Annotated in this window: 17 protein-coding genes; 1 reads left to right on the plus strand and 16 read right to left on the minus strand. The window is 67.4% G+C overall.

Annotation, left to right across the window (positions count from 1 at the left end; all coding sequences use genetic code 11):
* Nucleotides 1–4: 4 nt before the first annotated feature.
* The 16 genes from BTO20_RS15790 to BTO20_RS15865 all read right to left on the minus strand — a co-directional run bounded on the left by BTO20_RS15790 (nt 5) and on the right by BTO20_RS15865 (nt 17,989).
* Nucleotides 5–3,187 carry a helicase HerA domain-containing protein gene (locus BTO20_RS15790; RefSeq protein WP_087077327.1) on the minus strand — a complete coding sequence of 1,061 codons (3,183 nt, stop codon included), beginning with the start codon at nt 3,185–3,187 and terminating at the stop codon, nt 5–7.
* Nucleotides 3,187–3,828, minus strand: a complete 642-nt coding sequence (locus BTO20_RS15795) for a hypothetical protein (RefSeq protein WP_087077329.1) — start codon at nt 3,826–3,828, stop codon at nt 3,187–3,189. Before BTO20_RS15795 ends, BTO20_RS15790 begins: the two co-directional genes overlap by 1 nt.
* A gap of 113 nt (nt 3,829–3,941) precedes the next feature.
* The gene (locus BTO20_RS15800; RefSeq protein ID WP_087077331.1) at nt 3,942–5,180 is read right to left on the minus strand and encodes an NAD(P)/FAD-dependent oxidoreductase; all 1,239 of its coding nucleotides are present in this window, start codon (nt 5,178–5,180) and stop codon (nt 3,942–3,944) included.
* 6 nt (nt 5,181–5,186) lie between these two features.
* The gene (locus BTO20_RS15805) at nt 5,187–5,921 is read right to left on the minus strand and encodes a DUF72 domain-containing protein (protein ID WP_087082151.1); all 735 of its coding nucleotides are present in this window, start codon (nt 5,919–5,921) and stop codon (nt 5,187–5,189) included.
* A 39-nt stretch (nt 5,922–5,960) separates the two neighbouring features.
* Nucleotides 5,961–6,530, minus strand: coding sequence for a hypothetical protein (locus BTO20_RS15810; protein ID WP_087082153.1), 570 nt, complete (start codon nt 6,528–6,530; stop codon nt 5,961–5,963).
* Between the two features lie 35 nt (nt 6,531–6,565).
* Nucleotides 6,566–6,769 (minus strand): hypothetical protein, encoded by a 204-nt coding sequence (locus BTO20_RS15815; RefSeq protein WP_332460312.1) that lies wholly within the window; start codon nt 6,767–6,769, stop codon nt 6,566–6,568.
* 41 nt (nt 6,770–6,810) lie between these two features.
* The gene (locus BTO20_RS15820) at nt 6,811–7,686 is read right to left on the minus strand and encodes an oxygenase MpaB family protein (protein ID WP_087077335.1); all 876 of its coding nucleotides are present in this window, start codon (nt 7,684–7,686) and stop codon (nt 6,811–6,813) included.
* 14 nt (nt 7,687–7,700) lie between these two features.
* Entirely contained in the window at nt 7,701–7,925 is a 225-nt protein-coding gene (locus BTO20_RS40505) for a hypothetical protein (protein ID WP_087077337.1), read from the minus strand.
* A gap of 81 nt (nt 7,926–8,006) precedes the next feature.
* A complete protein-coding gene (locus tag BTO20_RS15830; protein WP_087077339.1) occupies nt 8,007–8,657 on the minus strand; it encodes an endonuclease in 651 nt (216 codons plus the stop codon).
* Nucleotides 8,658–8,697: 40 nt separating this feature from the next.
* Complete coding sequence (locus BTO20_RS15835; RefSeq protein WP_087077341.1) at nt 8,698–9,030, minus strand: TfoX/Sxy family protein; 333 nt, start codon at nt 9,028–9,030, stop codon at nt 8,698–8,700.
* Between the two features lie 9 nt (nt 9,031–9,039).
* Entirely contained in the window at nt 9,040–10,476 is a 1,437-nt protein-coding gene (cycA, locus tag BTO20_RS15840; RefSeq protein WP_087077343.1) for a D-serine/D-alanine/glycine transporter, read from the minus strand.
* 85 nt (nt 10,477–10,561) lie between these two features.
* A complete protein-coding gene (gene lon / locus BTO20_RS15845) occupies nt 10,562–12,886 on the minus strand; it encodes an endopeptidase La (protein WP_087077345.1) in 2,325 nt (774 codons plus the stop codon).
* 37 nt (nt 12,887–12,923) lie between these two features.
* Nucleotides 12,924–13,553: a VC0807 family protein gene (locus BTO20_RS15850; protein WP_232491152.1), complete on the minus strand. Its 630-nt coding sequence runs from the start codon at nt 13,551–13,553 to the stop codon at nt 12,924–12,926.
* Between the two features lie 111 nt (nt 13,554–13,664).
* Entirely contained in the window at nt 13,665–13,940 is a 276-nt protein-coding gene (locus BTO20_RS15855; protein WP_087077347.1) for a hypothetical protein, read from the minus strand.
* A gap of 51 nt (nt 13,941–13,991) precedes the next feature.
* Complete coding sequence (locus BTO20_RS15860; protein ID WP_087082157.1) at nt 13,992–15,392, minus strand: DUF1254 domain-containing protein; 1,401 nt, start codon at nt 15,390–15,392, stop codon at nt 13,992–13,994.
* Nucleotides 15,393–15,649: 257 nt separating this feature from the next.
* Entirely contained in the window at nt 15,650–17,989 is a 2,340-nt protein-coding gene (locus BTO20_RS15865) for an arylsulfatase (protein ID WP_198344405.1), read from the minus strand.
* Nucleotides 17,990–18,144: 155 nt separating this feature from the next.
* On the opposite strand from BTO20_RS15865, the gene BTO20_RS15870 reads away from it, so the two are divergent.
* Nucleotides 18,145–19,179, plus strand: a complete 1,035-nt coding sequence (locus tag BTO20_RS15870) for an AraC family transcriptional regulator (protein WP_087077349.1) — start codon at nt 18,145–18,147, stop codon at nt 19,177–19,179.
* The last annotated feature ends 124 nt before the right edge of the window (nt 19,180–19,303 follow it).

Below are 19,303 nucleotides of genomic sequence, written 5' to 3' on the forward strand. Positions count from 1 at the left end.
CGCGTCACCGGTCGGCCAGTTCCCGCTGGGCCAGCTCGAGCACCTCGTCGGAGGTCGGCGGACTCTGCGGGTGATACGACAGGCACCAGGGGGTGCGGATCTTGTGGAACGCGTCGCCTTCGAGCGCCAGATAGAAATTCCCCGACCGCAGCTTGCTGATGTCGGGCACCAAACCGCCCTTCACCCTGGCCATCTCGCGGGCCACGGCGATCTGGGCCGGTGAGTTCAGCAGTCCGTAGAACTGGGTGGTGGCGTTGCCCGGGATGTGATTGTGCAGGCCTCGCGGTGCCTGGGTGGCGAACACCAGGCCGAGCCCGTATTTGCGGGCCTGCGACGACAACGCCAGCGTGCTGTGGGTGCACGCCGTGGTGTGGCTGGACGGCGCGAAGTTCTGGGCCTCGTCCATCACCAGCAGCCCGCCCAGCGGCCGGTCGCCGGCCGGGTTGCGCTTGATCCACGCGAACAACGCCATCTGCAGCTGGTTGACGAACCCTTCCCGTTGCTGCTCACTGGTCAGGCCGACCATGCTGATCACCGAGACCCGGGCGCGATAGCCCGGTGACGGCGTCAGCAGGGCCCCGGGGTCGACGGCCGTCCCGGCCCCGCCGAACAGCGGGTCGTTGACGATCGCGGCCCGCAGGTTCTGGCTCAGCGCGGCAGCGAGCTTGCGGGCTTCGCCCAATTTGCTGACCTCAAGCGGCAGGTGGCTCAGCAGGTCGAGAAAGCCGCTCAGCGTCACGGAGCGCTGGGCGCCGTAGTACCGCAACGCTTCCCGCAGGACCGCCCGCGACTGCGTGGCCTTGGCGGTGTTGCCGGAGATCAGCGCCCGCGGCTCGAGCGCGGCAACGGCGGATTCGACGGCGTCGCCGAACTCGTCCTCGTCGTCGAGCACGCTGGCGAAGTCCGGCAGCGGCTGGAAGCTCAGTGGCCGGCCGTTCGCCCGGCGGGGCGTCCAGACCACCACCTCGGTGTTGTCGAAATAGTCTTCGGCGCGCTCGTCGTCGGCGGGGTTCCAGCCCGGTGGCGGTTCGGGCCAGCGGCTGCCCAGCCGGGACAGATCGTTGTTGGGGTCGAGCACGATCGACGACACTCCGCGCAGTGCGCATTCCTCGACCAGTCGGCGGATCAGGACCGTCTTGCCCGATCCGGAGCCGGCGAAGATGGCGGTGTGCTTGCGCAGCGCCGCCAGGTCGACCGAAACCCCTTGTCCCGAAACGGCATCCACGCCGAGCGTGATAGCCGTGGGGGAGTGCTCGACGGGGACCGGCGGGGCCTCGAGCGATGCGGCGATCGGCGGGGACGGCGTGGCCTCGGGCGCCGGCATCGGCGGCGGTGCCTCACCCGCCTGGTCGCCGAGGGCGGTGCGCAACACCGCGATGCCGTGCCCGGGTCTGCGCTGGCGCAGCCACTCCGGCAGGTCGGGGTGATTGTCGTCGATCAGGTCGCGTAGTGCGGTCATGGTGCGCAGGTCGTCATCGCTCAACGGCAGCACCTTGCCACCGGCCGCCTCGAACTCGTCGAGCATCGCGGCGGTCTTGGCTCCGTTGGGCCAAGCGGTGTTGCGCAGCAGGAACAATCGCCGCCGGTCGGTCCGTTCGCTGCTCAAACCTGTTGCCTCACAGGCCTTGCGAATCCTGTTGAGCACCGCGACGGCGTTGCCCGATGCGATGGCCCGAAACGCCCAGTGCCGTTCGTCGTCGGTGCTGGCATCCAGGCTCTGGCGCAACCGGGCGTGCAGCACCACCCGCGATCCCGGCGGTGGGTCGGGCCGGAACGACTGCTCGGCCTCGCCGCGTTCGGTGATCCACGCTTCCAGCGCCGCGGTCAGCAGGCTCGGCATCGTGGTGTCCTCACCATCGGGGTCGAGGGCGGCCGCGGGCACCGCGCGCCGACGGTACTCCGCGAACCGGCGATCGAGTTCGCCGGTGTCGCCGCGCGGCGCGTCCCCATTCGACCGTTCGTGCGCCTCGACCACCTCACCGGTCAGCCGGGCCAGTTCCTCGACCGTGTCGCGCTCAAGGCAGCGCCGTACGTGGGCATCGGCGCGCTTGAGCAACTGCCGCGGCGTGTACTGGGTCGCGTCGTCGAACGCCGACGGCAGGATCGGCCAGCTCGGATACGGCGGGGTGAACCCCACGGCCCGGTAACTGGCGGTGAAGCGCCGTTCCAGGATGGCGCGGCCGACATCGGGGGTGGGCAGGCCCTGCAGCAGCGCGGTGGTGCGGAAGCGGTCGTGCACCGTCGCGGTGGCCCGGTCTTCGATGGCCTCCCACGCCGCGGGCAGGCACGCGACCACCGACACCGTCCGGCGCATCGTCTGGCGGATCGCCATCAGCCCGTGGGCGACGTGCTCGAGGTCGCGATTGCCGGCCTCGGCGGCCTTGCGCTGCTGGGGAGACGGCACGTCCCCGCCGGTGTCGGTGCGCTCGACGGTCTGCGCCAGCAGCGTGTCGATCTGGTCCAAGGCCAGCACCGCGGGCCCGGCCAGCGCGACGATCCGGGAGATGTCGCGCACGGATTCCTGCGCGGTCAGCGTCGGCGCGGGCAGGCCCCAGACGGCGCGTTCGTCGCGCCCGGAACTGTCGTTGCCGGTGAGGTACGCCTCGCCGATGTCCTGCAGCTCCAGGTCACCGGCGGCCAGCAGCACCAGCGCCCGCACGGTGTGGTGGGTGCGGCGCACGGTCTCGCGCCGCGCCTTGTGCAGGGCGTTGACGAAGTCGCTGAGGATCTCAGGGGTCAGCTCATCGTCGCCGATGATGGCCCGGCGATTGGCTCGCGAGATGTGGGCGACCGAGGACAGCTCCCAGAGCAGATCCTTGAGCTGCGTGTCCCGCTCGCCGCCGGGGCGGCCCAGGCTCTCCAGGATTCCCGACCGGGCGGACTGCCAGAACCCGGCCGCATCGAGCAGTTCGACGAGGAAGAAATACCCGCCGGCCAGCTGGATCTGTTCGCGCACCTGGCCCAGCAGGTGGGTCTTGCCCGACCCGGCGGGGCCGCGCACCACCACGCCGAGCGGGCTGGAATCGGCTTCGCGCTGGGCATCACCGAACGCCGCCATCACGTCGGCCATCGGCCGGTCGTGAAGTCCGCCGACGTGCAGCGCACCTTGCGAGTGCCAGAGATCGTCGGCGGTGGGTGCCCAGGTCAAGCGCAGGGCGCTGAGTGCTTCGCGGTGTTGCAACTCCATCAGGACTCGATCGCGATCAGGTGCTTGTGCTGATCGCCGATGGTCACGGCGGCGGTGCGGTCGGCGGGGGTGAGCACCTTTTGGTTCTCCTCCGGGATCAGGCTGACGCCGGGTTGTTGGTAGAGGCTGATCAGCGCGGCGTCGACGGTCGCGCGGGCCACGTCGGGAACCTCTTCGCGCAGCCGCAGCAGGCTGACCCAGCCGCCGGGCCGAGCGGCCAGCCGCGTGTATGCCGCGCGCAGCCGGTCCTCCGTGCCGTCGGCGCCGTCGGGCACCCCGGCTGCGGCCTCGTCAGGCGGCAGGAACACCTCGGCGGGCACCAGGTCGGCGTGGTCGAAGTAGCGCCGCAGGGCGCGCAGCAGGGTGTAGAGGGCGCGGCCCTGGCCCAGCGATCGGGGCGGAGTGTCGGCGCCGAACAGCTCCCGGGCCACCGCCCAGCCCGCGTCGGTCAGCTCGTGCACCAGGGGCCGTCCGGCGGTGGTCTCGATCAGGCCGAGACGGTTGAGCCGGTCGCGGGCCGGCTTGTCGAGTTTCGGGCCGAGCCGTTCCAGTTCCGGGTTGGCTACCGGCCGGGACTCGGCCATCAGCACCAGCAGAACTGCCTGCTCGGTGCCGGTCAGCTCGTCGGGGCTCACACTCACCGGGGGTGTCACCTTCCTGCCGGGATCGGCTCGCGCCGGGGCCCGGGCCCGCGCGGATCACCGCGCCGTGCGCCGAGTTCGGGCCCAGCCGTCGAAATGGTCTCGGGGACCAGTTAACCGGATGCCAGTGACCGCTGGGGATCGGCCAGGTGTTGCGGGTCGACCTGGGCCCGTGACCGGATCAGGGTCTTGATGTCGTCGAGCACGTCCCACACGTTGACGTTCATGCCTGCCAGCACCTGGTTCTCCGCCGACAGCCAGAAGGCGACGAACTCGAGCTTGGCGACGTCGCCACGGAACACCACCTGGTGGTACTCGGGGGCGTGGCCGACGTATTCCATGCCGAGGTTGTACTGATCGGTGAAGAAATACGGCAGTTCGGTGTATTCGGCAGGCTTGCCGAGCATGCCCGCCACCGCGGTCGCGGGTTGCTTGAGGGCGTTGGCCCAGTGTTCGGTCCGGATGCGGGCGTCCAGCAGGGGATGCTGGGCGGCGGCGATGTCGCCGACGGCATAGATGTCGGGATCGCTGGTGCGCAGCGCCGCGTCGACCTGCACGCCGCCGTCGGTGATCGTCAGCCCCGCTTGCTCGGCCAGCGTGATGTTGGGCGCGGCGCCGACCGCCACCAACACCGCATCGGCCGCCACGGTCGACCCGTCACCCAGCCGCAGACCGGTCGCGCGCCCGTCGGACACGGTGATCTCCTGCACCGATTCGTTCAGCCGCAGGTCGACACCGTGATCGCGGTGCAGCTGCGCGAAGATCTCGCCGACTTCGGGGCCGAGGGAACCCAGCAGCGGCAGCCGGGCCGATTCGACGACGGTGACGTTGACGCCGCGTTCGCGAGCACCCGCGGCGACCTCAAGGCCGATCCAGCCTGCGCCGACGATGGCCAGCGACGCGCCCTCGGTCAGGATGTCGCGCAACGCCACGGCGTTGTCGATGGTGCGCAGGTAGTGCACGCCGTCGGCATCGCTGCCGGGAATCGGTGGCCGCCGCGCCGCCGATCCGGTGGCCAGCAGCAGCTTGTCGTAGGCGACGGTGCTGTCGTCGGGCAGGGTGACGGTGTGGTCGGCGGGATTGATGGCGGTGATCGTGGTGCCCGGTCTCAGATCGATGTTGTGGTCGCGGTACCAGTCGCCGTCGTGGACGGTGAAATCGGGGAGGGCCTTTTTGCCCGCCAGGAATTCCTTGGACAGCGGCGGGCGCTCGTAGGGCAGCTGGTCCTCGGCGGCGAACAGGGTGATATGCCCGCCAAAGTCGTTGTCCCGCAGCGCTTCAGCGGCTTTGGCCGCGGCCAGGCCGCCCCCGACGATCACGAACGTGGATGACTGTGACGCAGACTGAGTCATGCCTACTCAGCGTACTCGTGCCGCGAGTAACCGCCTGAGGGTTCGGGCATTGCGCACGGCATGACCACCGAGGTCGTTGTTGAAATACACGACGACGCGGTGGCCCTCGGTCTCCCACGTGCGGATCCTCTCGGCCCATTGCCGCAGTTCGTCGTCCGGATAGGAGCCGGCGTACATCATGGTGTCGGCGGGCCCGTGGAGCCGGACGTAGACCAGGTGACTGGTGGCGCGTGGTTCGCACCGCAATCCCGGCCCGCTCATCACGACGTACGCCGCGCCGAACCGCTCAAGCAGTGCGTAGACCGCGGGTTCATGCCAGGACGGGTGTCGTAGTTCCATCGCAGCGGGGATGCGCGGGGGCAGCTGTGAGAGGAATCCGGCGAGCAGCTCGTCGTCACGTTCGAGTGCTGGATGGGTTTGGACCAACAGGGCTTCCGCGCGGTCGCCGAGCGCGGTCCAACAGCGGTCGAACCGCTCGATCCACGGTTCGGGGGAGCGCAGCCGCCGGAAGTGGGTCAGGCCCCGATGTGCTTTGACCGACATGGTGAATCCGACGGGTAGCCGCCGGTTCCATCCGGCGAACGTGGTGTCGCGGGGCCAGCGGTAGAAGCTGGCGTTGAGTTCGACCGTGTCGAATTCCTCGGTGTAGCGGGCCAGCCGGGCCGCCACCGGTGTCCCGGTCGGGTACAGCACGTCGGTCCAGTGGTCGTACGACCAGCCCGACGTGCCGATCCGGATCATGGCCACCCCTGCTCCTCGCGTCCGCAGCCTCCACGTTAGTCACGGGACGTCGGTGTACTGCGGAGCGAACGTGTCGCCCGAGAACGTGAAACCTTTGCCCGTCAGCTCCCGCACGCACGACACGCCGGACGATGGCTGCACGTTGCACCGAAAACCCGCTACCGCAAGCACTTTGCCGAACGGCAGCGGCTTGGCGCCGTCGACCGAGAACTCGGGTTCGGCCAGCGCGATGAACCCGGCGTCGTGATCACGGTCGACGGCAACCGCGTTGGGGGCGCTGGTCCCGCCGCTGCCGTCGGGGACGGCGGTCGGCGCACCGGGGACGGAGATGGCCGACAACCCGCTCGCCGACTGGCAGCCCGCCTTGTCGCGGGGCAGGATCGCGCACCGCCAGCGCCCGCTGGGGGTGCTGAAGTAGTAGCCCGTGCGGCCGTTGACCTCGGTGGCGTAGCCCGAGCCGTCGACCAGGTTCGCGGTGCCGTACTGCGGCATGGCCGTCGAGGTGCTTGTGGGGGTTTGCGGGGGTGCCTCCCCGGTGTTGACGACCGTGCCGGACGTACACCCGGCCAGGGCCGCAGCTGCCGCAATCAGGACCGCACAACGTCTCACGACGCGCAACCATAGCCCGGCGGCCTGAACTCGTCTCACGGCGTCATGCAGATATCACCGGCGAACGGCAGCAGCGGCCACAGCGCGGTCTCCACGCCGAACGCCACCAGGTTCGCGCCCGCGGGAAGCCGCGTCAGCAGCGCCTTCTCGATGGCCGCGACCTGCTCGGCGTGAACGAAGCTCCAGCCGAGGCCGACCACGAGATACGGAATGGCCAGCCACATCAGGGTTTCGAGCATCTGCTCGACGCTGACGCGTCGGCCCAGGACCCGGCGGAACATCAGATCAGCGGGCGGCCGGCCCGGGCCCGCCGGCGAACATCGGCCAGCAGCAGGTAGCTGCCGCCCTGCCGGAGGAACACGGGCAGGAATCGGTTGCCGAACGACACCAGCAGGAACAGCCGCTCGAAGAGCACCTGGCGCGCCGGCCCCCAGCCGACACCCAGCGCGTCACGGAACACCGGGGCCAGAAAGCCCGCGGTGAGAAACCGCAGCAACGGTCGGAACGGCACCCGCAGCAGTGGATTCACCATCTTCAGTGCGACCAGGTCGTGCAGGTAGGCGCCGACGACGTCGTCGATGGCCACCTGCCGGCACGCGGCATCCCAGTAGCTGTCGAATTCGACGCGAGTGGCAGGCCACTGGTCCTGCGTGACCTGCAGAGTGGTGCCCAGTGTTGCCGCGGACTGGTAGAACTGCTCGGCCTGCTCGGTGGACATCTCGCCACGCAACAGTTGGTAGGTGTCCTCCAACCCGACGAACAGGCAGGCCGCCACCCACAGCTGCAGGTCCCGGTCGAAGGCGTTGTAGGCCACCGGGCTTGACGGCCCTGACCGCACCTGCCGGTGCGCGACATCGACGGCGGCGCGGAACGCCTTTCGATCGTCGGGGCTGCCCAGGATGGCGACGGCCAGATAACTGAACGTGGTGCGGGCCCGCTTCCACGGATGTTTGAGGAGATTGCCCGAGTCGACCGGGCTTTGCACCACTCCGTACCCGACGCCCGGGCGGGCCAGCTGCATGATGACGTTGGCCGCGCCCGCGGCGAAGGCCCAGAAGTCCATGGCGTCGGCGACACTGACCGGGTAGTCGTCCCACCGGGAGGTGCGGCGTTTCACCGAGATCCGGGTGGCGAGAACGTCGTTGCCCACAGACATGGATGCGGATCCCTTCAGCTCATACAGACGTTGGCGAACAGCAGCACCGGCCACGACACGATGGAACCGAGGAACGACACCACGGCGTCGGTGCGGTCCATGCCGTGCAGGTGCTCCATGTGGGTCGCCGACCATGCCACGCCGATGACCAGGTAGGGGACGGCAAGGATGATCGCGGTGCCGATCCACTCGGCGATCGTCATCTGAAAACCCAAGATCTTGCGTACTGCGGTCAGCATGAAGCGTGTAACCCCCGTCGTCGTGCTCTATGTTAATGGTCATTCTGGCGGGGGCGGGGTAGTTCGGCCAGATTGGCTATGTCATGCGCTGGACTTCGAGCCGTCGGTCAGCTCGGCGTGCAGATCCGCATCCAGCGAAACCCGGATCAGGGCTGCAGCCAGTTTGGCGGTATCGCGCGGCGCGATCTGGCCCAGCGCCGCAGGAGTGTCGGGCAGTCCGAGATCCGCCGCGGCGGCCAGCGCGCGATCGTCGAAATATGGACGTACCCACGGCCAGGTGTCCTGCACTTCGCGCAGGTAGATGTCTGCGCCGGTGTCGCCGATTCCCTTGAACCGCATCAGCAATCGCTTGGCCGCATGAGTGTCGTGCTCGCTCGTGTCGGCGAGCCGGCGCAGATCTCCGCCATACTCGTCGCGCACCGCCGCCGCGATCGCCGACATTCGGGTGGCGGAGCTCTCGTCGTACCGGGCGTAGTGCGCCCGGCCGAACGCCTCGATCATCGTCTGCCGGTCGGCGTCGAGCACCGCCCGCGGCGTGCGCAACCCGCAGCTGAACAATTCGCGGGCGGCCTGCGTAGCGATCTCGGCGTCGATCGGCTTGCTCGCGAGCATGCACATCGCGAGTAGCTCGAACAGCGGCATGGGCTTGTCCCGCAGGTGAATACCGGCTTGTTCGGCGTATGTCGTCCCGGCGGTGTCGAGCAGGCGCCGGACCAGATCGTCTTTGGCCATGCCGTCCGCGTACCCGATGCTGCGTCGCGGAAACCGGGTGTTACTTGGGTGGCAGGCCGCTGGCGAAACCGACGCCGCGCGAAACCCAGCCCTGCAGTTGCCGCTTGGTGCGCACCCCGGCCGCGTCGACGCGCAGCCAGCCGCGCATCTCGCGTCCGCCCATCACCATCAGCTCGACGTGCTCGCGGCTCAGCAACTGCTCGGTGTCCTCCGGCGGCACCCGTACCAGTAGCCCGCCACCGCGGTTGGCCGCGATCGCCATGTTGCCGTTGATCAGGAACGCCAGTCCGCCGAACATACGCTTCTCCTCGACCCCGTGTTCGGCGGCGACGAGTTCACGGATCCGGTCAGCGAGGTCGGGGTCGAAGGCCATGAGGTCGGCTCACTCGTCCGTGGTGTCCTGGGATTCCAGCTCGGCGCGGAACGCGACCTCCCGGGCCAGGTGCCGCGGCCTGCTCCGCAACACGGACCAGGCGATGCCGAGCACGATGAACCACACCGGGGTGACCAGCAGCGCGTGCAGGGTGTCGGCCTTCTGAGTGAAAGCCCACACCAGGAACACGAAGAACGCCAGCACCACCACACACATCGCGATGCCGCCGGGCATCTTGAACTTCGATTCCTCGTGCAGCTGCGGGCGGGTGCGGCGGTAGACGATGTAGCTGGCCAGGATGATCGTCCAGACGAACATGAAGCACAGCGACGAGATGGTGGTGACGATGGTGAACGCCTCGATGATCGAGCCGCCGACGGCCACCATCACCACACCCGACAACAGGAACACCCCGGACAGGAATAGCGCGTTGGCCGGCACGTGGCGCGAGGTGAGTTTGCCGAAGGCCGATGGCGCATCGCCTTCCTGGGCCAGGCCGTAGACCATCCGCGAGGTGGAGTAGATGCCGGAGTTGGCCGACGAGGTCGCCGAGGTGAGCACCACGAAGTTGACCACCGACGCGGCGACGCCCAGGCCGGCGAGGCTGAACATCGCGACGAACGGGCTGCGGTCGGCGCTGATCTCGCGCCACGGGGTGACCGAGATGATGACGGCCAGCGCTGCGACGTAGAACAGCATCACGCGCACCGGGATCGAGTTGATCGCCTTGGGCAGGTTCTTCTCGGGGTTCTTGGCCTCGGCCGCGGTGGTGCCGACCAGTTCGATGCCGACGAACGCGAACGTGGCGATCTGAAAGCCGGCCACGAATCCCATTGGGCCGGTGGGGAAGAAGCCGCCGTCATTCCACAGGTTGGCGAAGCTGGCATGGGCTCCGCCCGGGGCTTCGAAGCTGGTGAACACCATCACCAGACCCACCACGATGAGAGCGCCGATCGCGACGATCTTGATCAACGCGAACCAGAATTCGGTTTCCCCGAACGCCCGCACCGTGGGCAGGTTCAACCCGATCAGCACGCCGACGGTCACCAAGGCCGGGATCCACAGCGGCAGATGCGGCCACCAGTAGGTGACGTAGCCCGAGATCGCGACCACGTCGGCAACGCCGGTGACGATCCAGCAGAACCAGTACGTCCAGCCGGTGAAGAAACCGGCCCACGGACCGAGCAGGTCAGCGGCGAAATCCGCGAACGACTTGTAGTGCAGGTTCGACAGCAGCAGCTCGCCCATCGCCCGCATGACGAAGAAGAGCATGAAGCCGATGATCATGTACACGAAGATCACCGACGGGCCCGCCAGCGAGACGGTCTTGCCCGAGCCCATGAACAACCCGGTGCCGATCGCCCCGCCGATCGCGATGAGCTGGATGTGCCGGTTGGGCAGCTGACGGGAGAGGTGCCGCTCGCCCGTAGAGGTATCTGACGTCACATCCCGAGGATTGCAGACCTCCGCGCGAGACTGCGCTGAGGGTCGTTGCACGTGCGCGTTCACAACCCTCAGCGCAGTCTCGTCGTCAGGCCGCCGCCGTCGCGAGCTGTTCAGCCGGCTCCAGCGCCTGGGCGATGATGTCGGCGACGTCGGTCATCGGCTTGACCTCCAACGCCTCCAACACCTCCGCGGGCACGTCGTCGAGATCGGGCTCGTTGCGAATCGGGATGAAGACCGTCTTGAGCCCGGCCCGTTGCGCCGCAAGCAGTTTCTGCTTGACGCCGCCGATGGGCAGCACCCGCCCGTTCAGCGTGACCTCGCCGGTCATGCCGACGTCGCCGCGCACTTGGCGCCCGGTGGCCATCGACACCAGTGCCGTGACCATCGTGACGCCGGCCGACGGGCCGTCCTTGGGCACCGCGCCCGCGGGCACGTGCACGTGAATCTGCCGATCCAGTGCCTTCGGGTCGACGCCCAACTGGTCGGCGTGTGCCCGCACGTAGGACAGCGCGATCTGCGCCGACTCCTTCATCACATCACCCAGCTGACCGGTCAGCTTGAGCCCCGGCTCCCCATCGTTGGCGTTGGCCTCGATGTAGAGCACGTCGCCGCCCAGACCTGTGACGGCCAGACCGGTCGCCACCCCCGGCACCGCGGTGCGCTCGGTGGATTCCGGCGTGAACCGCGGACGGCCCAGGTAGTCAACGAGATCCGGCTCATCAATGATGACGTTCACGATTCCGCCGTCGTCGAGTTTCGTGGTGACCTTGCGCAACGCCTTGGCCAGCAACCGCTCGAACTGCCGCACGCCCGGCTCGCGGGTGTAGTCCGCGGCGATCTTGCGCAGGGCGGCGTCGGTCACCGACACCTCCTCGGCCGTCAGGGCCGCGCGTTCGGCCTGCCGGGGGAGCAGGTAGTCGCGTGCGATGGCGACCTTGTCGTCCTCGGTGTAGCCATCGAGCTGGATCAGCTCCATGCGGTCCAGCAGGGCGGACGGGATGTTCTCGATGACGTTGGCCGTCGCCAGGAACACCACGTCGGACAGGTCCAGGTCCAGCTCCAGGTAGTGGTCGCGGAACGTGTGGTTCTGCGCGGGGTCCAGCACCTCCAGCAGCGCGGCCGACGGATCGCCCCGGTAGTCGGAGCCCACCTTGTCGATCTCGTCCAGCAGCACAACGGGATTCATCGAACCTGCCTCGCCGATGGCCCGCACGATACGGCCGGGCAGCGCGCCGACGTAGGTGCGGCGGTGGCCACGGATCTCGGCTTCGTCACGCACGCCGCCGAGGGCGACCCGCACGAACTTGCGGCCCAGCGCGCGGGCAACGGACTCACCCAGCGACGTCTTGCCGACCCCGGGCGGGCCGGCCAGCACCATCACGGCACCCGAACCACGTCCGCCGACGACGGCCATGCCGCGCTGGGCGCGACGGGCCCGCACGGCCAGGTATTCAACGATGCGGTCCTTGACGTCGTCGAGCCCGTGGTGATCGGCGTCCAGAATTTCGCGGGCCCCCTTGAGGTCCGTCGAATCCTCGGTCCTGACGTTCCACGGCAGGTCCAGCACGGTATCGAGCCAGGTGCGGATCCAGCCACCCTCGGGGCTCTGTTCGCTGGCGCGCTCGAGCTTGCCGACCTCACGCAGCGCGGCCTCGCGCACCTTTTCGGGCAGGTCGGCGGCTTCGACACGGGCCCGGTAGTCATCGGACCCTTCGGGCTCGCCTTCACCCAGTTCCTTGCGGATGGCGGCCAGCTGCTGGCGCAGCAGGAATTCCTTCTGCTGCTTGTCCATGCCCGAGCGGACATCCTCGGCGATCTTGTCGTTGACCTCGACCTCGGCCAGGTGCTCGCTGGTCCAGTCGATCAGGACCCGCAGCCGCTCGGCCACGTCGGCGGTTTCCAGCAGCTGACGCTTCTGGACGTCGGTCAGGTACGACGCGTAACCGGCGGTGTCGGCCAGCGCCGAGGGGTCGGTGATCTTGTTGACCACGTCGACGATCTGCCAGGCCTCACGGCGTTGCAGCATCGCCAGCAGCAGCTTCTTGTATTCGGCGGCCAGCGCGAATGTCGACTCGTTCGCCGGATCTTCACCGACCTCCTCGACGAAAACCCACAGCGCGGCGCCGGGTCCGGTGGTGCCGGATCCGATGTGGGCGCGCCGTTCACCGCGGACGACGGCGGCGGCGCCGCCCCCGGGTACACGGCCCACCTGCACGATCGACGCGATCACGCCGTGGGTCGGGTAGCGGTCGTCCAGGCGTGGCGCGATCAGCAGTTTGCCGGATTCGCTCGCTTGAGCTGCATCGACAGCCGCACGGGCAGCGTCGTCGAGCCCGATCGGCACCACCATGCCCGGCAGCAGGATCGGTTCTTGGACGAACAACACCGGCACAGATATTTGTTCGGACATCAAACCTCCAAAGTTCAGTCTGATGCGCTCAACTCTGTCAGGCGCTGGTTTGTTCCCGGAGGTGGTCCCATTTGGCCCTGGCCCGCTTGGCCATCACGACCGTCACCACCATCAGCACGGCCGTGAACGCCAGCGATACGACCGTGTTCACACCGTTCGCGACGTCGACGGACAGCGAAAAGATGATCGCCAAACTGATCAGCGTCCCGAGCAGCAATCCGATGCCCCACATCGCTGAGAGCGAAACGTTGACGCGCCTCTTGAACTCCGCCTCGCCGGGGTCGGGGTTCTCCCCGGAGATGACCCGGACCCGCTCGGCGACGATCTGGGTCAGCGGTGTGCCGATGAAGCAGCTGCCCAGGAACACGACCGCACCGATGCCCCCGACGAGGGTGTTGCCGACCATGAGCATTCGGGCATCCGAGGTAGCCAGGCCGACCGCGAGGCTCAGGCCGAAGTTCAGCATCAGGTAGCCCGCGAACGGATCGAGGCGGCGGGCCTTGATCGCGTCGTATGACACCTTGATCCCCGCGAGCACGGTGGCCGTCAGCAGTGCGACGTATTCCGACACTCCTGCGGCGCGCAGCCCGTAGTAGGCGAGCAGGGGTGGGGCGACATCGAGCAGGATGCCCCGCATCACGGGGCGCAGTGAGTGATCTTGGCTCACCATCGTGAAGATATGGGCATTTCCTGTGAATGCCCTGTGGGCGTTGGTCGACCCGCTGACGCACTCGGCCGGGACAGGCGTGCCTGTCCCGGCCGAGTGCTCATCCGATGGCTAGCAGGGATCTCCCGGCGGGGTGAAGTAGGGGACACCTTCGACTGTGTAGCAGGGGATTTCGCCTGGTACGTACGGAACGTGGGCTGCGGCGATGGCCGCGCCGGTGGCGACGTCACCGGCGATGTTGGTGCAGCCACCGGCAGAGAAGTGGCGGCCTCCGGCACCTGCGCAGACATCCGCGCTCGCGCTCGGGGCGACCACCAGTGGGGCACCGGCAAGAGTTGCGCCCGTGACGGCCGCGGCCGCCAGTAGCGTTACTGTGCGCTTCTTCATCGGTTATCTCCTTGTGAATGTGGATATTTGAGCCTGGCCGCGCTGCGGCGGTCAGGCGACCTTCGTGACGGCCGGTGGCTTCCAGGTGCCGTCGATGATCGACGGCGGAGTTTCCTTGGGCCAGTACAGACGCAGCATGAGATTGAACTTGCCTGCCGGTGCGGGCAGCCAGTTGGCTTCCTTGTCCGGTCCCGGATTGTCGTGCTGCAGGTAGAGGTCCACCGACCCGTCAGGGTTGGGAACAAAGGTGTTTCGCTGGCTCAGGGTGTAGCGGTTGAGCGGATTGTCGACGAAGAAGTAGCCCTCGTCGTACATGGTCAACGACCAGAAGCCCTCGACGGGCGGGAACTGGCCCTTGTCGAAATGCAGTGTGTACCTGTTGGAGCCGTCGTAGGGCTGGCCACTGGTGTCGGCTTCCGACGTGGGGTACACCGCGTCCTGCGGCCGGTTTGCGCCGAGACCGATGTAGGTGATCATCGCGCGCTGCAGGTAGTCGGTGCCGTACTGACCGGTCTGCGTGGTGAACCGCCAGCCGTTGATGGCGTCGGTCGCGGTGAAGCGGGCCAAGATCTTCTCGACGCCCTCTTTGGGGACCGACTGCAGGGCGGCGGCGACGTCAGGGCCGAGCTTGTTGATGTCGAACTTCTCGCCGGGCACGATGCCGATCTGGGCCATCTTGTCCACGATCGGCCGGTCGGCAGCTGTCGGCGGGTTGTCCTTCATCAACGTGGCCATCAGGTCGAAGAACGCTTCGGTGCTCATGTTGTTGACCTGGTCACGGACCGGTGTCTTCATGTCGATGGTGGGATCGACCGTGCCTGCCGGCGGGGTGTAGGGCTTGCCGTACGAGCTCAATGGCACCAGCGAGATCTCGTCCTGCATCTTGTGGACGGCGGCATAATCCTGCGGTGTGCCATCGCAGTAGATGCGGCCCAGCAGCCACACCGTCGAGGTCGGTGACTTGTACTCTTTCACCCCGGCGGGCAGCGTGCCCTTCCAGCCTGGACCGGTGATGGCGTAGGTCTGCGGGCCGGTGCCGGTGGTGCGTTTCCCGGGGACCTCGAAGACGTTGGTGTAGCCGTCGAGCATCGGGAACAGGTAGTAGCGGTCGTGAGCGTCGGGCAGACTCAGCACCCACGGCTCGTTCTTGACGTCGATGAAGCCGTTCGTGTACAGGGTGTCGGCGTTGGGCGCGGTGACATCGCGGAATTGCGCGTTCGGGTATTCCCGCATCCGCATCAACTGGCCCATGGGTGCGCGCGTGCCGCCCACGTTCTCGACGTTGGTCATCACTCGCCGGGTCATCTCAACGGTCACAAGGGAATACCCGTAGACATAGGCATCCAGCGCGATGGCTTTGGCCTCGTCGGGTGTGAGTTGGCCCGAGGTGGGCTTGTCGGGGTTGTCGGATTTGTCGGACGACGACGGTGAACACGCCGTCGTCGCGACCATGAGCACCGAAGTGCCCAGGGCGGCCAGCCAATAGGCCAGCCGCCGGTATCTCCCGGTCACGAAAACTTGTTCCTCTCTTCAGGGTTCGCCATGTCTATCTGAGTTTGCTGTCGTCTCGTTACAGCTTGGGATACGGAGATGTTCGTGTCATGAAATGGTTGCTGTGCGGACGTGGTGTCGCCAACCTGTTGCAGGACGGCGCAATTGATGACCCCGCTGTCGCCGGTGGCGGCAGCGGGGCAGGCGGGTTCGTCGGTCTAGGTGTAGGCGACGTGCACGCGGTGGATGCGCCCTTCGAACGGGAACGGCGCACGTTCGCGGTAGTCCAGCGACACCGGTGAGCCGAGGCAGGTGCCGATGTCGAGGCAGTCGTTGGCGGTGAACAGCAACGGCGCGCTGATCGGAACCTGTCCAGCGGCGATCGTCTCACCGTCGCGTGCGACGGTGACGTCGAGTGGGCCGGCCGGGCGTGGCTCGGCGTACTGGGTGGTGACCGTGATGGTCGCGCGTCCCGGCGGCACCTTGTCTGCCGTGCGGATCTTGGTGCGCGACAAGATGAACAGGTTGTACTCGTAGCAGAGGTAGCCCTCGTCGAGATACAGGGTCAACCCGCCCGCCGCGGCGCCGAGTGCGTACAGCACGCCGTTGGCGTTGGCGGGTATGTCCGCGTCGATGGTGACGACGTTGTTCTTGTTGCCCAGGGCGGGAGCACAGAACTCGGGCATGCGTACGGTGTCGCCCGAGAAATCCCATTCTGTGTACGGTGGGGCGATGCGCAGTTCGGGGTGGTAGACCGGCACCCACAGGCCACCGCCGATGGGCAGCACCGCATTACGGGCAGCCTCGACCATGAACATCTCTCGCATCTGCGCCAGCTTCTCGGGCATCTGGTCGGCGAGATCGTGTGCCTGTGACCAGTCTTCGTCGAGGTGGTACAGCTCCCACGTGTCGTTGTCGGGGGTCCAGGTGGCGATACCCGGCGGCTGGCCGGGCACCCACGGCAGCCGGGGACCGCGGGCCGAGGCCATCCACCCGTCGTGATAGATGCCCCGACTGCCCATGACTTCGAAATACTGGGTCTTCTTGCCGCCGGGCGCATTTCGGTCGGCCAGGGTGCGGGCGAAACTCGCACCGGCGAGCGGCATCTGCGGCTCGCCGTTGACCACCCGCGGCGGCTCGATGCCGACGACGTCGTAGATGGTCGGCACGACATCGTTGCAGTGCAGGAACACATCGCGGGGCGCGGCCTCGGCCGTGACCTTGGCCGGCCAGCGCACCGCCATCGGGTTGCGGGTGCCACCGAGGTGCGATGCGAGCAGTTTCATTCCCTTGTAGGGGGTGCTGCCCGCCCACGCCCACGCCGCGTGGTACTGGTTGTCGACCAGCGGCGAACCGAGGACATCCAGGCCGCCGAGTTCGTCCAGGGCGTCGATGTGCTGACGGACGGTGGTGGGAATTCCGTTCTGCGCCAAGAGTTCCGCAATGGTGCCGTTCTGGCCTTCTCCCGACGAACCGTTGTCACCCCAGATGTAGAAGAACAGGGTGTTGTCGGCGTAGCCCAGCGCTTCGAGCTCATCGGCGATCCGGCCGACCTGGACGTCGACATGCTCGGCGTAGCCGGCAGCGACCTCCATCAGACGGCGCTGGAACGGCTTCTCGTCCTCGGGGATGTCATCCCAGGCCGCCATGGCGTCATCACGCGGGGTCAACTCGCAGTCCTGCGGGATCCACCCCTTGTCCTTGGCACGTTCGAATACGCGCTGCCGGTAGGCGTCCCACCCGTCGTCGAACTTGCCCGCGTACTTGTCCGCCCACTCCTTCATGATGTGGTGTGGTCCGTGCAGGCAGCCGCTGGCCCAGTACATGAAGAACGGCTTGTCGGCGTTGAAAGCCTTGTGCCGGTGCAGCCAGGAGATCGCGTCGTCGGCGAGGTCCTCGGACAGGTGGTAGCCCTCTTCGGGCGTCTTGGGCGGGGCGACGACGGTCGTGTTGCGCACCAGGTTCGGCTCGTACTGCGAGGCCTCACCGGCGAGGAAGCCGTAGAAGTATTCGAAGCCCAGGCCGGTGGGCCAGTTGTCGAACGGTCCGGCGGCGGTGGTCTCCTCGGCTGGGGTGTTGTGCCACTTGCCGAACGCAGAGGTTGCGTAGCCGTACTGCTTGAGCACCTCGGCGACTGTCGCGCTGGACCGCGGGATCTTGCCGGCGTAACCGTCCCAGTCATTGGCCAGTTCGGCGATCTGGCCGTTACCGATCTCGTGATGGTTGCGGCCGGTCAGCAACGATGCCCGCGTCGGCGAGCACATGGCCGTGGTGTGAAAGCGGTTGTAGGAGACGCCTTCGCCGCAGATCCGGTCCAGCGTCGCGGTGGTCACCTCACCGCCGAACGTCGACGGCAAACCGGGGCCGGCGTCATCGATGAGGACGATGACGACGTTGGGCGAGTTCTCGTGCAGACGCTTGGGCGCCGGGCGCGGACTGTACGTCGACTCCTGCAACGTGCGGCCCGCAGTGCTGCCCGACCCGACGGGCGGAAACGGCAAAACCCCGCCTCCGGGTAGAACCGGCGCCACCAACTGATCACCCTGCACGTCAGACACCGTGCCCCTCTCCTCGATAGGAACCTTGGTCTGTGCAGCCGGCCACCGATGGGGCAAGCCGCGCAGCCGACTCATCCCGACCCGGGCATCTACTGTGCAGCAAACCCGAGCCTTCCGTCTTGACATTCCAGGACAAATCTTTGACAGTCTGGGACATGGCTGTGATTCGTGGGACCGCGCTCACGAACTTTCATCAGCTTGTTACCGAACTGGGCGGAAACAGTCGCACTTTCGTAGCCGCCGCGCACATTCCCTACGACGATGTCGGTCGCCACGACCGGTTCATCTCGCTACCCAACGGGGCCGGGATGCTCGAAGATACTGCCGCCGCCCTCGACACCCCTGATTTCGGGCGGCGGTTGGCGCTCCGCCAAGGCATCGAGATTCTCGGGCCGGTCGGGCTCGCGGGACGCAACGCGGGGACTGTCGCCGAGGCCTTCCTGATTTTCGACAAGTTCATGGCGGCCTACGGCCCGTCGATCACCGCACGGGTGACCACGCACCTCGACCCGGAACTGCGGCGTTTCGAGTTCGAATACCTGCTCGACCCATCACCGCCGCAAGCGCAGGCCATCGAACTCTCGTTGGGAGTCACCCTGCGGGTCCTTCGCCTGTTCCTCGGCGCGGACTACCGGCCCGTCGCGGTGCATCTGCCGCATCCTGCGCTGACGCCTGCCGATGACTACCAGAGCTATTTCGGCTGTCCGCCGAGCTTCGGCGAACCGGTCGCGGGGTTCACGCTGCGCACGTCCGACCTGCAACGCCCTCTTCCGACCGATCACGTGGCCCACCAGACCGCGGTCGACTACCTCGCCCAGGTCATCGGCGAGTTCGGTCCGGCCACCAGCCAGTTGGTGCGCACCCTGGTGCGGCAATTACTGCCGACCGGCGCGGTCGGGCTGGCCGACATCGCCCGCCACATCGGGGTTCACCCCAAAACCCTGCAGCGGCGGCTGGCCGCCGAGAAGGCGACGTTCGGCGATCTCGTCGACCAGGTGCGCCGCGAGACCGCTCAGCGTCTTCTGCTCGATACCGACCTCAGCCTCGATCAGTTGTGCCGGCAGCTGGGCTACGCCGAGCAGAGTGTGCTCACCCGGTCGTGCAAACGCTGGTTCGATATGACGCCCACCGCCTATCGCAACACGCGGGTGTCGTCGTCACGACGACGGCCGCTTGAGCAGCAGCACTGATGGTGGCGCCAATTCCGATTGGTATACGCGGATTGCCGAACCGGGAGGCATCGTCCGTCATCGCAGGAATCCCTCGGTAGATGGGTGTCGCAGCAGGTCGACGGACGCGTCGTAACGCCGGTAC

The organism is Mycobacterium dioxanotrophicus, from assembly GCF_002157835.1.
Taxonomy (GTDB): domain Bacteria; phylum Actinomycetota; class Actinomycetes; order Mycobacteriales; family Mycobacteriaceae; genus Mycobacterium; species Mycobacterium dioxanotrophicus.

What these genes read in the sequence shown, in the direction of transcription:
- BTO20_RS15805 (WP_087082151.1), bottom strand. Translation starts at nt 5,921, where the DNA reads ATGATCCGGATCGGCACGTCGGGCTGGTCGTACGACCACTGGACCGAC.
- BTO20_RS15820 (WP_087077335.1), bottom strand. Translation starts at nt 7,686, where the DNA reads ATGTCTGTGGGCAACGACGTTCTCGCCACCCGGATCTCGGTGAAACGC.
- BTO20_RS15870 (WP_087077349.1), top strand. Translation starts at nt 18,145, where the DNA reads ATGGCTGTGATTCGTGGGACCGCGCTCACGAACTTTCATCAGCTTGTT.
- BTO20_RS15830 (WP_087077339.1), bottom strand. Translation starts at nt 8,657, where the DNA reads ATGGCCAAAGACGATCTGGTCCGGCGCCTGCTCGACACCGCCGGGACG.
- BTO20_RS15860 (WP_087082157.1), bottom strand. Translation starts at nt 15,392, where the DNA reads ATGGTCGCGACGACGGCGTGTTCACCGTCGTCGTCCGACAAATCCGAC.
- BTO20_RS15800 (WP_087077331.1), bottom strand. Translation starts at nt 5,180, where the DNA reads ATGACTCAGTCTGCGTCACAGTCATCCACGTTCGTGATCGTCGGGGGC.
- BTO20_RS40505 (WP_087077337.1), bottom strand. Translation starts at nt 7,925, where the DNA reads ATGCTGACCGCAGTACGCAAGATCTTGGGTTTTCAGATGACGATCGCC.
- BTO20_RS15835 (WP_087077341.1), bottom strand. Translation starts at nt 9,030, where the DNA reads ATGGCCTTCGACCCCGACCTCGCTGACCGGATCCGTGAACTCGTCGCC.
- lon (WP_087077345.1), bottom strand. Translation starts at nt 12,886, where the DNA reads ATGTCCGAACAAATATCTGTGCCGGTGTTGTTCGTCCAAGAACCGATC.
- BTO20_RS15855 (WP_087077347.1), bottom strand. Translation starts at nt 13,940, where the DNA reads ATGAAGAAGCGCACAGTAACGCTACTGGCGGCCGCGGCCGTCACGGGC.
- BTO20_RS15790 (WP_087077327.1), bottom strand. Translation starts at nt 3,187, where the DNA reads ATGGAGTTGCAACACCGCGAAGCACTCAGCGCCCTGCGCTTGACCTGG.
- BTO20_RS15815 (WP_332460312.1), bottom strand. Translation starts at nt 6,769, where the DNA reads ATGCTCGAAACCCTGATGTGGCTGGCCATTCCGTATCTCGTGGTCGGC.